This window comes from Pseudomonas sp. BF-RE-22 (genome assembly GCF_019956155.1).
GTDB classification, from domain to species: Bacteria; Pseudomonadota; Gammaproteobacteria; order Pseudomonadales; family Pseudomonadaceae; genus Aquipseudomonas; species Aquipseudomonas migulae.
On record NZ_JAHBDD010000006.1, the window covers coordinates 43,423 to 57,451 of the forward strand.

Genomic DNA, 14,029 nt, shown 5'->3' on the forward strand with positions numbered 1-14,029 from the left:
GTGCGGGTCTTTCGCGAGACGTTGCGGGCGCTGCTCAGTCATTGGCGGCAGCACCCGGTGCAGTTTTTCAGTGTGCTGACCGGGCTGTGGCTGGCCACCAGCCTGCTGACCGGCGTGCAGGCGCTCAACAGTCAGGCGCGGGAAAGTTACGCGCGAGCCAGTCAGTTGATCGGCGGTGAGCCGCAGGCCAGCCTCAGCGCACCCGGTGGCGGGACTTTTTCTCAGGCATTGTTTATCGAACTGCGCCGCGCCGGTTGGCCGGTGTCGCCGGTGCTGCAAGGGCGGGTGACGCTCAAGGGCCATGAAGACCAGCGCTTGCAACTGATGGGCATCGAGCCGGTGTCGCTGCCGGCCGGTTCGGCGGTGGCCGGGCGGGCATTGGACATTGAGCAGGTCGTCCAGTTTTTCAGCCCGCCGGGCAGCACCTGGATTTCGCCGCAGACGTTGCAAGCGTTGGGCATGCGCGAAGGCGAGCAGCCGCTGACGTTGAGCGGGGCGACATTGCCGCCGTTGCATGTACAAACCGACATGGCCCCCGGCGTGTTGCTGGTGGATATCGGCTTCGCCCAGCAGATTCTGGGGCTGCCGGAGCAACTGTCTCGTCTGCTGCTGCCCAAGGATTTCACCGCCACCTTGCCGGATCAGTACAAAGTTCTGCTCCAGTTCAAAAGCAGCGGCGAAGAAAACAACCTCTCGCGCCTCACCGAAAGTTTTCACCTGAACCTCGATGCCTTGGGTTTTCTGTCTTTCGTGGTCGGCCTGTTCATCGTTCACGCGGCCATCGGGCTGGCGCTGGAACAACGCCGAGGGCTGCTGCGAACCTTGCGCGCCTGTGGTGTCAGCGCACGGATGTTGATCGCTTGCCTCGCCGTTGAACTGGGCGGCCTGGCACTGATCGGCGGCCTCGCCGGGGTTGCCAGCGGCTACCTGCTGGCCAGCGTGCTGCTGCCGGATGTCGCCGCCAGTTTGCGCGGTTTGTACGGTGCCGAAGTGGCGGGGCAGTTGAGCCTCAGTCCATGGTGGTGGCTCAGCGGCGTCGGTCTGAGCCTGTTCGGCGCGTTATTGGCCGGTGCCAACAGTTTGTTGCGGGCGGCGCGCCTGCCGTTGCTGGCCCTGGCCGATCCGCAAGCCTGGCACCAGGCTCACGCACGCTGGTTGCGGCGCCAGGCGTGGATCGCGGCGATTGCCGGCGTGATCGCGTTGCTGGCGCTGATCCGGGGCGACAGCCTCGCCAGTGGATTTGTGCTGATGGCGGCATTGTTGATCGGTGCCGCACTGGCGCTGCCGGTGGTGCTCAACAGCGTGCTGAACCTGACGCTGCATCGCAGCCGCTCGGTGCTCGGCCAATGGTTTCTCGCCGATTGTCGCCAGCAACTGCCGGCCCTGAGCCTGGCGCTGATGGCGCTGCTGTTGGCATTGGCGGCGAACATCGGCGCCGGCAGCATGACCGCCGGTTTCCGCCAGACCTTCAGCAACTGGCTCGAACAACGCCTGACTGCCGAGTTGTACGTGAACCCGCAAAATCCGGCCCAGGCTCGAGAACTGCAGAGCTGGCTCAAACAGCAACCCTCCCTCAGCGCGGTGCTGCCCAACTGGCAGGTGTCGATCCAGTTGCAAGGCTGGCCGGCGGACGTATTCGGCGTGATCGACCACCCGACCTATCGCCAGCACTGGCCGCTGTTGGAGGCCTTGGGCGACAACCCGTGGGACCGACTGGCCAAGGACGACGCCTTGATGCTCAGCGAACAACTGGCGCGGCGATTGAAAGTGCGTCTGGGCGACCACCTGACGATTCCCACACCGGCGGGCCCCTGGTCGCCGCGAATCGTCGGGATCTACGCCGACTACGGCAACCCCAAGGGCCACCTCCTGGTCAACGTCAATCATCTGCTGCGCGGCTGGCCGCAACTGACGCCGAACCGTTTCAACCTGCGCATCGACCCGCCGTTGATTGCGCCGTTCCTGCAAACCCTGCAAGCGCGCTTCGCCCTCGATGACAGTCGCATCGTCGATCAGGCCCGGCTCAAGGGCTGGTCCACGCAAGTGTTCGAGCGCACCTTCGCCGCCACTGCCGCGCTGAACAGCCTGACCCTCGCAGTCGCGGGCGTGGCGCTGTTTATCAGCCTGCTGACCCAGAGCCAGAGCCGCCTCGGACAACTCGCGCCCCTGTGGGCGCTGGGTGTGACGCGCCGACAATTGATGCTGCTCAACCTCGGGCAAACCTGGCTGCTGGCAGTGCTGACGCTGATGTTGGCGTTACCGTTGGGCATCGCGCTGGCGTGGTGCCTGGACACGGTGATCAACGTTCAGGCGTTCGGCTGGCGCCTGCCGTTGCGGGTCTTTCCGTTGCAGCTGTTGCAGTTGATGGGGCTGGCGTTGTTCGCGACTTTGCTGGCGTCAGCGTGGCCGTTGTACTCGCTGTATCGCTCGCAACCGGCGGACCTGCTGAGGACGTTTGCTCATGAGGATTAAGCTCGGCGCGTTGTTGCTGGCACTTTTTTTGAGCGGCTGCGATGACACGGCGCCGGTTGAAAAAGGCTTCGCCGGGCTCGGAGGTGAAGCCGCCGCGTTCACACCGGTAGTGCCCGGCCGGGTGTTCAGCTTCCCGACGGATCACGGTCCCCACGATGGCTTTCGGATCGAGTGGTGGTACGTCACGGCTAACCTCAAGGACGATCAGGGCCGCGAGTTCGGCGTGCAATGGACGTTGTTTCGCAGTGCGTTGAAAGCCGCGCCCGAGGTGGCGGGTTGGGGCAATCAGGTGATCTGGTTGGGGCATGCTGCGGTGACGTCTGCCACGGTGCATCATGCTGCCGAGCGTTATTCCCGGGGCGGCGTTGGTCAGGCGGGTGTGAGTCTTGACCCGTTCAATGCCTGGATCGACGACTGGCGATTCAGCAGCCAGGGCGCCGATCCTCTGGCGGAGCTTCAACTCAGTGCCCGCGACAAGGCGTTCAGCTACCAGCTGCGGCTGACGTCCACGCGTCCACTGGTGCTTCAGGGCGACAAGGGTTTTAGTCAGAAATCCGAACAGGGCCAGGCGTCGTACTACTACAGCCAGCCGTTTTTCCAGGCCAGCGGCACGTTGGATATCGACGGTAAGGCCTATCAGGTCAGCGGTCCAGCCTGGCTTGACCGCGAGTGGAGCAGCCAGCCGCTGACCGCCAATCAGACGGGGTGGGACTGGTTTTCCCTGCACCTGGACAGCGGCGAACAGGTCATGCTGTACCGCATGCGGCAGAAAAACGGCGAGCCGTATCTCACCGGCACCTGGATCGACGCGCAGGGCCAGACTCAGTTATTGCACGCCGCCGACATCACCCTCACACCACAAGACACCGCGACAGTCGCCGGTCGTTCGATGCCGGTTCGCTGGTCAATCAAAATCCCCGCCAAGCACCTCGACATCACCCTCGATGCCCTCAATCGCAATGCCTGGATGAATTTGCGCATTCCGTACTGGGAAGGCCCCGTGCGCCTGAGCGGCAGTCATGCGGGGCAGGGCTATCTGGAAATGACCGGGTATTGAGTCGCAACTCTCGACAGCGCGTGCCTCGAAGTACTCCGACGTACCGCGTCCACCCGTGCAAGAGACGGCGGACAATCGCTGAACAGCGTCTATGCTCAGTGGCACAGACGGCGCCGAACCTCGATTCAGAGCCGTCTGCTGCCATCCACCACAGGGAATGTCCCGCTTATGAAACTTCATGCTCTGACTAAAGCCATCACCCTCGCCACCGTGCTGTCCACTGTCAGCTTTAGCGCCGTGGCGGCGGACATTCCATTGTCTGCCGTCGTTGAAGCCGATCAAGTCACGACCAAAGTCCTGGCCGTAGACGCCGCCAACCACCAAGTCGTCCTTGAAGGTGCTGAAGGCCGTGAGGTGAATGTACAACTGAGCGACAAGGCCAAAAATCTGGGTAACCTGAAGGTCGGTGATAAGGTCACTGTCGAGGTTATCCGCTCGGTTGCCGCTTACCTCGACACCGATGTCGACAAAGGTCTGCCGGGCTCTACCGAACGCACCGGAGAAATCCGCGCCACCAAAGACGACCCCAACCCTGGGGGTGAAGCCTTCCGTCAGGTACAGGTACAACTGCAAATCACCAAAATTGATGTGGCGAAAAACCAGGTGACCTTCAAGGGACCCCGCGGACACTCGAAAACCATCAACGTTGAAAAGCCTGAAGTTCAGAAAAAACTGAAAGACTTGAAAGTAGGGCAGAGCGTCGTCGTGACGTATACCGATGTATTGAAAGTGACCACTCAACACTAAAGTTGAGTCTTGGCTCTACAGCTTGATCATTCCTGTACAGTTTCTTGTATAGGAATGATCAGAATTAATGGTCTAACTGGTGGGTTTAAAAAGTTGTCGGCGTGATATTGCAATCGACATTTTGTTAAACATTGTGTACACAAATTTCATGTTTATGCACACGGACATATCCGCCAACTTCTATTAAAATCCCTCCCGTTCGCCCAGTGTCAGGGCTCTTTACCAGTGCATGGATTGCCGAGGCCATTACACTGGGCGAACACCTTCTTCAAGTGCAATATGCACTGCATAAATCCGATAGGATGCCTAGCATTTTTTGTAAAGGATAAAAACGGCAGCCGCCGTTCTGACACGGATGAAACCTCTCTCCCTTTATCACCCGGCCCTCTACTGGCTGCGCGTGTGGCAAAAAAGACTGTTCCGCCAACTGGCATGGCGCTTCTCCCGCAAACGTTACGCTCGCCCGAAAGACACCTTTGAGCGCTTGCCGTACCGATACCTCAAACACACCTCCAAACTGATCCGCAAACTCGGCAACTCCGATGTGCAGCTACAACACAACAAAGTCGTGAACCTGAAATTGGCCGTGGCTTCAATAGACGGCGTGGTCATTGGCCCCGGTGAATACTTTTCCTTCTGCCGTCTGGTCGGCCGACCGACCCGAAAACGCGGTTACGTCGAAGGCATGGAACTGTCCTTTGGTGAAGCACGCAGCGGCGTCGGTGGCGGGATTTGCCAACTAAGCAACCTGATCCACTGGATGGCGATTCACTCCCCGCTGCTGGTAGTCGAACGATCGAATCACAGCTTCGACCCATTTCCTGACGAGGGGCGCGTGTTGCCATTCGGTTCCGGGGCGGCGATCTTTTACAACTACATCGACCTGGTGTTGCACAACCCGACGGATCGGCACTTTCAGCTGAAGTTGAAAGTGGCTGAGCAGCAGTTGGAGGGGGAGTTGTTGTGTGATCAGGTTCGAGCGTTTCGGTATCACGTTTATCAACGGGAACACCGGTTTGTGCGTGAAGGCGGGCGGGTGTTTCGGGAGAATGAAATCTGGCGGGATGTGAGGACTAAGGGCCAGGAGAGTCAGGTGTTGGAGAGTACGCGGCTTTATAAGAATCGGGTGGTGGTCAAGTATGAGGTTGAAGAGAGTTTATTGTCTGAGCGTGCATAAAAAACGGGCGATCGTTTGATCGCCCGTTTTTCTTAACTTGTTTTTTGCATCGGGTGCTTACTGGCGTTGAAATACTCCATGAAGCTCTGGCCCTGAGCAAAGGCTTTTTCAATCCTGGCGCTCTGTGCAACCAACTCGGCACTTGGCGTTGCCCATTGCTCCGGCGGCAGTGGTTTCGACCAGTCTGCAATCGAGTCCGGCAGCGCTTTCATACTGTAGCCATGGTCCCACTCTGCAACCCAGTACGGAAAACGCCACCAAGTGATCAGGTGTGTCAGATACCACCAACCAACGCCTAAAGCGGAACGCTCGTTGTGCTGGTATTCCTCATGCATATCGGCACGCTCTTGATCGAAGGTATGGCGGCCTTCGTAAGGCGCCTTGCCGGGGCAGTACTGCGGTCCTTTTTCCATATAAACGCGGATCGCTTCCCACTCGCCCAAGCCATGGATGGGTGTTGCTACGCCTTGGTTTACGAAGTGGACTGTGTCGGACTTGGGATCGTCGAAGGCCATGCCAAAGGTGTAAGTGCTGATGATGCCTTCGCCTGTTGAACCGGTGCTGACTGAGAGCCAGGCGACCAGTTCTTCCCATGGCTGGATGACGGGTACGTTGGAGTTGTTGGGGAAGAAACAGACTTCGCGGCGCTGGCGGTTGAAGCGGATGGGGCGGGTCTTGGATTTATTGAGGGTGGTACTGATCACTGCATACAGTCCTAAAACCGCTGCGCCTGCCGCTCCCCAAGCGCCGATGGCAGCACCCATGGGAAAAAACTCTTTGAAAATGTATATAAATGTTCGGTCGTAGGGATCACCGATACTCATCAAGCCTGCGATAAAAGGTCCTACTATCAAACTTACAATCAACAAGAGCATTACACTTGCGATCATCACTCTGGCTTGGAAAGCCTTATTGAAGTTGCTACTACCGACATCGAGATAAGTATCATTGACCTCAAGAAAGCTTCCCCCCAAATCCATTGGCGTCTGCCCGGTAGGAATGGGTAATGGTGAAAAGAACAATGCCTCGCCAGTGGCAAACCGTCGGGACTCACCAGCGACAGGGCGCTGATTGCTCAAGTCCCGCCAATCACCGGGCTGTTTGATCTCTACGCTCATAATGCCGAACTATCCGCTGATTCTTTTGCCTCGGTTTTGCTGAGGTTGGCCTTGAAGTACGTCATGAAATCCTGTCCTTGAGCAAAGGCTCTTTCAATCTTCGCGCTTTGCTCGTTCAAAGCTTGGCTCGGCTTGGCCCACTGCTCAGGTGGTATAGATTTTGACCACTCAGCAATGGATTCAGGTAGAGACTTCATGCTGAAACGATGGTCCCATTCCGCTACCCAGTACGGAAAACGCCACCAGGTGATCAGGTGTGTCAGGTACCACCAGCCAACGCCTAAAGCGGAACGCTCGTTGTGCTGGTATTCCTCATGCATGTCTTGTCGTTCTTTATCGAAGGTGTGACGGCCTTCGTAGGGGGCTTTGCCAGGGCAGAACTCTGGACCTTTTTCCATGTAGATACGTATGGCTTCCCATTTGCCTAGCCCATGAATAGGAGTCATGACCTCTTGTGTAAGAAAGTGCACCGTATCGGCCTTGGGATTATCAATGGCCATGCCAAAGGTGTAGCTACTGATTACGCCTACTCCTGTAAACGCGGTGCTGACTGAGATCCACGCAACCGTGTCTTCCCAAGGCTGGATCACTGGTTCGTCGGAACCATCCGGGAAGTAACAGACCTCTCGGCGTTGACGGTTAAATCGAATAGGTCGGGTACGGGCTTTGCTTCTGGTGGTGCTGATAATCGCGTACAGGCCGATCAGCGCTGCTCCTCCTCCACACCAGAGCGCTAGTGATAGTCCAAACTCAAAAAAATCGTTGAAGTAAAACCAAAAGCTTCTACCGAATGGATTTATGAATGCTGCGAAGCCCATCAAGGTTGGGAGAACAAACAGACAAACGAGAACTACGACTGTAGGAAGCGAAACAGCTAAGCGTGCTTGGAAAGATTTGGTGAGGTTGCTGCTGCCCAAGTCCAGGTAGGTGTCGTTGACTTCAACGAAGCTTCCTCCGAGATCCATTGGGATTTGTCCGGTAGGAACTGGCAACGGAGAGAAAAATAGTGCTTCACCTGTGGCAAAGCGACGAGTTTCACCCGCCATGGGGCGGTAATTTTTGAGGTCAAGTTCGACTTGCTGTTCTGGTCTGGATGGCATGCTAGCTCAATTGAAAAGTCGGATGACTACAGCGAGTCGATTGTTACTCGCAGCCAAGAGGCATCTGTGCGCGCGTCCTTAACTTAGATAGTCTTGGAAGCAGTTTGCCATTCTGCGCGTTTAGTGAGATGTCTGTAAATTGTTTAATGTGAGCTTGGCTAGTATTTAGTGCGCCTCATAAGGAACTATTTGTCTCTACTTCTCAATATCAACCAGTCTCGTGGTAGGACCATCTGATTGCAGGCGCTCCAGCACAATCTTCGGCCAACGATTACGCGAGCGACGTTTAGCTATTTTGTACGTGAAATCTTGAACTAGGTTCAGGGGGTGGAAAAACAAGTTTCCCAAGAACATTGCGGCATCAATGCCACTTAAATAGTTTTTGCCATCGGTAGCAGCTTTTTTTTCTGCAATGACTTGTAGGGTGTGACCAAGAAACTCCGACTGTTTGAGGTTCGATGCTAGTAAATCTTTTACGAATGTATCTGATTTGCTTGAGTTGCCATTTTTGTCAAACCAAGGCCCGTTATTCATGTAAGCGCGGATGTACTCCCAAAAGCCCTTTTGCATTTCAAGGGTTTTTCCTATTGGAGAAACAAGGCTAATCATCAATGTATTTTCTGGGGCGCCGAATCGCTGAACCATGATTTCCAAAGAGGCATTTTTCATTCCGGCGGTATAAGGTCCGACCATCTGAAATTCGCACGTTAGTGCTTCCAGGCCATCCCAAGGGGCATGAAACAGTTCCCCGTTGTTGTCAAAATATACTTCGCGGGTGCGTCTGTTGAACATTATAGGTAACGGTAATCGGCGAAAAATCTCCCAAAAAAATGGGATCAGAACCAGTGGAGTTGCGACAATCAGAGCATTGCCGGTACCTGCGTAATTGCCATTTGCGAGTAACCACAGGGCTATAAGTAAGCAGGGAATCGATCCGAACGCCATTACGCCCGTGAGGAGACCTCGGTCCGTATCTCCTCCGGTTTTTAACGACAAAAAATTCTCAGTATGCTCATCGGTGATGAACAACTCCGTCGGTGCTTCGTCGGTAGTTTCATTCCATTTTAAGCTGGCATGAGGCACCGCCCCGTACTTGGCCTGGGCTTGATGGGCCAGATTCTTCACAACCATGCGAGTTCCTTGATTTCAATTGGTGGCAAGGTAATACCTTCTAGTGGTGAATAGCTAAGCGTACCATCTTTTCAATGTCGGTCAGTTTCGTAGATGGCCCATCCGACTGCAAGCGCTCAAGTACGATTTTCGGCCAGCGATTACGGGACCTACGTTTAGCGATGTTGTAGGTGAAATCTTGAATGCGGCTTGAAGGATAAAAGAATAAGTTTGCTGAAAGCATTACAAAATCAACGCCGCTCAGGTAGTTTTTTCCTGCGGAGGTGGATTTTTTCTCAGCAATAGTCTGGCGAGTGTGTTTTAGAAAGTCAGATTGCTTTAGGTTTGCTTCTAACTGGCTTTTAACGAAGGCGTCAGACTGGCTGTGAGCGCCGGTTTTATCAAACCAAGGTCCGTTGTTCATGTAGGATCGGATGTATTCCCAAAATCCTTTTTGCATGTCCAGTGTTTTTCCTGTGGGGCTGCCAAGACTAACCATGAGTATGTTCTGAGGCTTATCAAATTGCTGGACGACCACTTCAAGAGATGCATTGTTTATACCTGCAGTATAAGGGCCGATCATCTGAAACTCGCAAGCAACCGCTTGGGCTACACTCCATGGTGAGTGAAATAGTTCGCCATTGTTGTCGAAATAAATCTCTTTAGTGCGCCGATTAAATAATACCGGTAGAGGGAGTGGGCGGAGAGTTTCCCAGAGAAATGGAATCAGAAGCATTGGCAGGCCAACTAAAAGACCGTTTATTCCGCCTTCAGTTTTTCCTGTAGAAAAAAACCAAATAGCCATGAGTAGACAAGGAATAGCTCCTAGGGCCATCAGCCCGGTGATCAGTCCACGATCAGTATCGGCGCTGTTTTTTAGTGATAAATAGTTTTCTGTATGTTCATCCGTAATAAAGAGCTCCATCGGAGCTTGCCCGGTGGGCTCATTTGCGGTCAGAATAATACTGGACGCTTCGCCATACTTGGTGCGCGCTTCTTGAATGATATCTTTTAAAGTCATGCTATTTCTTTGCTCCTTCTATGGAATAGCATCTGTATTTTCCAAGTCGATCAATCTGGTCGTAGGTCCATTGTGTTTTAGCCGCTCAAGTACGATGTGTGGCCAGCGATTGCGTGATCTTCGCTGTGCCATGTTGTAAGTGAAATTGTGTATTAAATTTGATGGGTAAAACATTAGGTGGCCGATAAACATAAGTGAATCTATGCCGCTTAAGTAATTTTTTCCGCCTGCTGTGGTTTTTTTGTTCGCGATGGTTTGGCGCCAGTGTCCAAGAAGTTGCGATTGATTGAGGTTTGCCGAAAGCTGCGTTCTAACAAAATTATCTGATTCACTATGGTTTCCGTTTTTATCGAACCATGGCCCATTATTCATGTAGGAACGGATGTATTCCCAGAATCCCTTCTGCATGTCGAGGGTTTTACCTATTGGTGAACCTAGGCTAATCATTAATGAATTGTCAGGGGCGAAAAAGCGATGAAGCATTATTTCTAAAGACGTATTTCCAATGCTACCAGTATATGGGCCGATAATTTGAAACTCGCATGCCATTGCTTGAATTTCATCCCAAGGGGAGTGAAATAGCTCACCTTCATTTTCAACGTAGACCTCACGAGTGCGGCGATTGAATAGAATGGGTAGAGGAAGAGGTCGACAGACTTCATATAAGAAAGGAATTAAAAACATCGGGATCGCAATGGCGAGAGACAAAGCTGCCAGCGCCCATTCAGCTTCCATCGCCATCCATAGTGACAGAAGTAGGCCAAGCGGAGACGCGATACCTGCAAGCAAACCTGTCATTGCCCCCCGTTCAGCGTCGCCGCTCATTTTCAGGGTGAGATAATTTTCAGTGTGTTCATCGGTAATGAATAGCTCTATAGGGGCCTTGCCTGTTGGTTTCTCAGCCCTGAGAATTACCGTAGGCGGGGCTCCATATTTTGCATTCGACTGTCTTATAAGATCACCCAGTACCATGTGATTCCCTTGTTTTCTGGTAGGGATGTGCATTTCGTATGCATATCTTGAAAAAGATAGAATGACCTGTTTTCATGAGGTCGTAGTAAATAGATTGCCCTTTTACGCCTTATACAGAACAACATCTGTATTTTCCTAATCTGTCAGTCTGGTCGCAGGGCCATTATGCCTTAGTCGCTCAAGCACTATGTTCGGCCAGCGATTGCGCGATCTCCTTTTTGCGATATTATAAGTAAAGCTCTGTATTAGGTTTGATGGGTAAAATATTAAATGGCCAAGAAACATAAGTGCGTCTATACCGCTTAAATAATTTTTCCCTTCCGCCGCCGCTTTTTTTTCTGCGATAGTTTGGCGCCAGTGTCCAAGGAGCTGGGATTGATCGTTGCTCGCAGAAAGTTGCATTTTCACAAAGTTGTCTGAATCACTATGATTTCCATTTTTATCGAACCATGGACCATTATTCATGTAGGAACGAATGTATTCCCAGAATCCTTTCTGCATGTCCAGTGTTTTTCCTACCGGAGATCCTAGGCTCACCATAAGCGCGTTTTCAGGGTTTTGATACCGATGAACCATAATTTCTAAAGATGCGTTTTTCATACCAGCAGTGTAGGGGCCGACTATTTGAAATTCACATGCAACGGCTTGGATACCATCCCATGGACAGTGAAACAACGCCCCTTCATGATCAAAATAGACCTCGCGAGTCCTGCGGTTGAAAAGTATCGGTAGAGGAAGTGGTCGAAGTGTCTCCCATAGGAACGGGGCAAGGAAAAGCGGAACGCCAAACACCAATGGCCATATTACGGCTTCCCATCGGCCTTGAAGCGCCATCCACAACCCCATGACAAGACAAAGACTTGAGCAAATACCGCCAAGAATACCGGTCAACATTCCTCGGTCAGAGTCCCCTCCAACCTGAAGTGATAGGTATTGCTCAGTGTGTTCATCCGTAATGAAAAGCTCCATAGGAGCCTTGCCTGTGGGCTGATCTGCACTTAGAACTATCCGGCTAGTTGCATGTGCGAGACCGCGGGGCTGTTCGATCTCTACGCTCATAATGCCGAACTATCCGCTGATTCTGTTGCCTCGGTTTTGCTGAGGTTGGCCTTGAAGCACGTCATGAAATCCTGTCCTTGAGCAAAGGCTCTTTCAATCTTCGCGCTTTGCTCGTTCAAAGCTGAGCTCGGTTTGCCCCATTGCTCAGACGGTAAGGGTTTGGACCACTCAGCAATCGAGTTAGGTAGGGACTTCATGCTGAAACGATGATCCCATTCCGCCACCCAGTACGGAAAACGCCACCAAGTGATCAGGTGTGTCAGGTACCACAAGCCAACTCCGAAAGCGGAACGCTCGTTGTGCTGGTATTCCTCGTGCATGTCTTGTCGTTCTTTATCGAAGGTGTGACGACCCTCGTAGGGGGCTTTGCCAGGGCAGAACTCTGGACCTTTTTCCATGTAGACACGTATGGCTTCCCATTTGCCCAAGCCATGAGCAGGAGTCATTACGCCTTGTCTCACAAAGTGCACTACGTCAGCTCCGGAGTCGTCGAACGCCATACCAAAGGTATAGGCGCTTGCTACTCCCACTCCAGTAACCCCTGTACTGATTGAGAGCCAAGATACTGTCTCTTCCCATGGTTGAATGACAGGAGCGTCAGAACCTTCGGGGAAGAAGCAGACTTCACGACGTTGGCGGTTGAATCGAATTGGACGGGTGCGGGACTTCGCTCTGGTAGTGCTCAAGATAACGTAAGTACCCAGAAGCGCGGCTATTCCTCCTCCCCAAAGACTAAAGGTCACACCGAAATGGAACATACCTGCAGCTCTGTCCCAAAAGGATTCGGAAAATGGATTTCCCCAAGTAGTAGATCCTGCAAGCAAAGGCAGAACAATCAGACATGAGAAGATGAACATCATACCGAGCCCAATCATTGCCCTAGCTTGGAAAGCCTTGCCGAAATTACTACTGCCCAAGTCGAGGAATGTCTCGTTGACTTCAACGAAGCTTCCGCCGAAATCCATGGGGATTTGCCCGGTAGGCACCGGCAGTGGCGACAAAAATAGAGCCTCTCCAGTAGCAAAACGACGAGTTTCACCGGCGGCAGGGCGCTGCTGTTTAATATCGAACTCGTCGTGCTGCGCAGAGATAGGTGTCATTCGGAAAGCCATAAAGGGTGTTCGGCCTAGGACGCGCCCACTGTGGGCTCTTGAGCCGGTTCGGAAAATTTCACCTTGAAGTAATCCAGCAGGTTTTGCCCTTTGGCAAAGGCCTTCCGGATGTCAGCGCTTTCCTCGAGCAACGCTTCGCTCGACATAGCGTGCTGGTCAGGGGGGAGAGGTCTTGACCATTCCAGGACTTTTTTAGGAAAACCTGCTTTTGGCCGACTGTTCACCCAACCGGATATGTAGCACGGTATTGTCCAGCCGCTAAAAATTTGTATTGTCAAAAAGCCCCAGACGTAACGTAGAAATGAGTGATCTGCTCGATAACTACGACGACACAGATGGAAAAATTCGACGGAACCTTCCTCTAGTTCGTCCGATTGATCTGGGGGGAGGGCAGACATACCTTCCTCCATATAGGCACGAATTGCCTCCCACTCAGAAACGGCAAGGCTCAAATTACTGCTGGGTATAACGGACCACAATACATTTCCGGTGCCGGCATCCCGCAGGCCAATCATCAGTTTGTATTCTGGCATCACTGCATATTGGGTAATGAGTTTTCCCACTGAGACACAGGCTATAACATCTTCCCAAGGTACAAATCGTGGTTTATGGCCCTTTTGAGGTACAAATACGACTTCGCGGCGCTGCCTGTTAAAGCGAACAGGTGGGTGTGCTAAAACTTGTCGAGCGGCTTGATGGAAGAAATAAATATAGGTAAGTGCGATAGCGCCAATAATCAACCAAAGTATAGGGTTGAAAAAAAAGCTGAGCCAGCCACTCAAAAATGGCTCTGCGTTTCTTCTAAGGTAAGAGGCGAAAGCAGAGAAAATAAATAGCAAAGTCACAATGAGCATTATTGCGCCGATGCCAATTCTAGCCATAAATTCAAAATTACCTTGCCCGACAGCAAAGTCTAGAAAGGTTTCATTAGTGTTACGGTGCAGTTGGCGCGCACTGAAAGGCGGCAGACCTGTAGGGACGGGCCTAGGTGATAGGTAGACTATCTCTGTGCCAGATTCACTTTTAAAGTCTCCAGCATGAGGTAGTTGGTCATATTTATGCTTCAAGGACGCGCCTCATCGTT

At 52.8% G+C, this 14,029-nt stretch carries 12 protein-coding genes; 4 read left to right on the top strand and 8 right to left on the bottom strand.

Going from position 1 to position 14,029, the window contains the following annotated elements; genetic code table 11:
• The 4 genes from KGA82_RS04200 (at window position 1) to KGA82_RS04215 (ending at window position 5,453) form a co-directional block, all read left to right on the top strand.
• Window positions 1–2,472 carry an ABC transporter permease gene (locus KGA82_RS04200; RefSeq protein ID WP_223449723.1) on the top strand — a complete coding sequence of 824 codons (2,472 nt, stop codon included), beginning with the start codon at window positions 1–3 and terminating at the stop codon, window positions 2,470–2,472.
• Window positions 2,462–3,529 (top strand): lipocalin-like domain-containing protein, encoded by a 1,068-nt coding sequence (locus KGA82_RS04205; RefSeq protein WP_223449675.1) that lies wholly within the window; start codon window positions 2,462–2,464, stop codon window positions 3,527–3,529. Before KGA82_RS04200 ends, KGA82_RS04205 begins: the two co-directional genes overlap by 11 nt.
• Window positions 3,530–3,697: 168 nt before the next feature.
• On the top strand, window positions 3,698–4,276 hold the full coding sequence (locus KGA82_RS04210; RefSeq protein WP_008043603.1) for a hypothetical protein: 579 nt from the start codon (window positions 3,698–3,700) through the stop codon (window positions 4,274–4,276).
• A 355-nt stretch (window positions 4,277–4,631) separates the two neighbouring features.
• Window positions 4,632–5,453 (top strand): VanW family protein, encoded by an 822-nt coding sequence (locus KGA82_RS04215; RefSeq protein WP_223449676.1) that lies wholly within the window; start codon window positions 4,632–4,634, stop codon window positions 5,451–5,453.
• A gap of 32 nt (window positions 5,454–5,485) precedes the next feature.
• Here KGA82_RS04215 and KGA82_RS04220 read toward each other — a convergent pair whose 3' ends face one another.
• The 8 genes from KGA82_RS04220 to KGA82_RS04255 all read right to left on the bottom strand — a co-directional run bounded on the left by KGA82_RS04220 (window position 5,486) and on the right by KGA82_RS04255 (window position 14,012).
• A complete protein-coding gene (locus tag KGA82_RS04220; RefSeq protein WP_317851268.1) occupies window positions 5,486–6,571 on the bottom strand; it encodes a DUF6708 domain-containing protein in 1,086 nt (361 codons plus the stop codon).
• On the bottom strand, window positions 6,568–7,671 hold the full coding sequence (locus KGA82_RS04225) for a DUF6708 domain-containing protein (RefSeq protein ID WP_317851269.1): 1,104 nt from the start codon (window positions 7,669–7,671) through the stop codon (window positions 6,568–6,570). Before KGA82_RS04225 ends, KGA82_RS04220 begins: the two co-directional genes overlap by 4 nt.
• Before the next feature lie 195 nt (window positions 7,672–7,866).
• On the bottom strand, window positions 7,867–8,802 hold the full coding sequence (locus KGA82_RS04230; protein WP_223449677.1) for a DUF6708 domain-containing protein: 936 nt from the start codon (window positions 8,800–8,802) through the stop codon (window positions 7,867–7,869).
• 40 nt (window positions 8,803–8,842) lie between these two features.
• The gene (locus KGA82_RS04235; RefSeq protein ID WP_223449678.1) at window positions 8,843–9,802 is read right to left on the bottom strand and encodes a hypothetical protein; all 960 of its coding nucleotides are present in this window, start codon (window positions 9,800–9,802) and stop codon (window positions 8,843–8,845) included.
• A gap of 18 nt (window positions 9,803–9,820) precedes the next feature.
• Window positions 9,821–10,807, bottom strand: a complete 987-nt coding sequence (locus KGA82_RS04240; RefSeq protein ID WP_223415169.1) for a DUF6708 domain-containing protein — start codon at window positions 10,805–10,807, stop codon at window positions 9,821–9,823.
• 102 nt (window positions 10,808–10,909) lie between these two features.
• Window positions 10,910–11,743 carry a hypothetical protein gene (locus tag KGA82_RS04245; RefSeq protein ID WP_223449679.1) on the bottom strand — a complete coding sequence of 278 codons (834 nt, stop codon included), beginning with the start codon at window positions 11,741–11,743 and terminating at the stop codon, window positions 10,910–10,912.
• Window positions 11,744–11,829: 86 nt separating this feature from the next.
• Complete coding sequence (locus KGA82_RS04250) at window positions 11,830–12,933, bottom strand: DUF6708 domain-containing protein (protein ID WP_223449680.1); 1,104 nt, start codon at window positions 12,931–12,933, stop codon at window positions 11,830–11,832.
• Window positions 12,934–12,959: 26 nt separating this feature from the next.
• Window positions 12,960–14,012: a DUF6708 domain-containing protein gene (locus KGA82_RS04255; protein WP_223449681.1), complete on the bottom strand. Its 1,053-nt coding sequence runs from the start codon at window positions 14,010–14,012 to the stop codon at window positions 12,960–12,962.
• Between the last annotated feature and the right edge of the window lie 17 nt (window positions 14,013–14,029).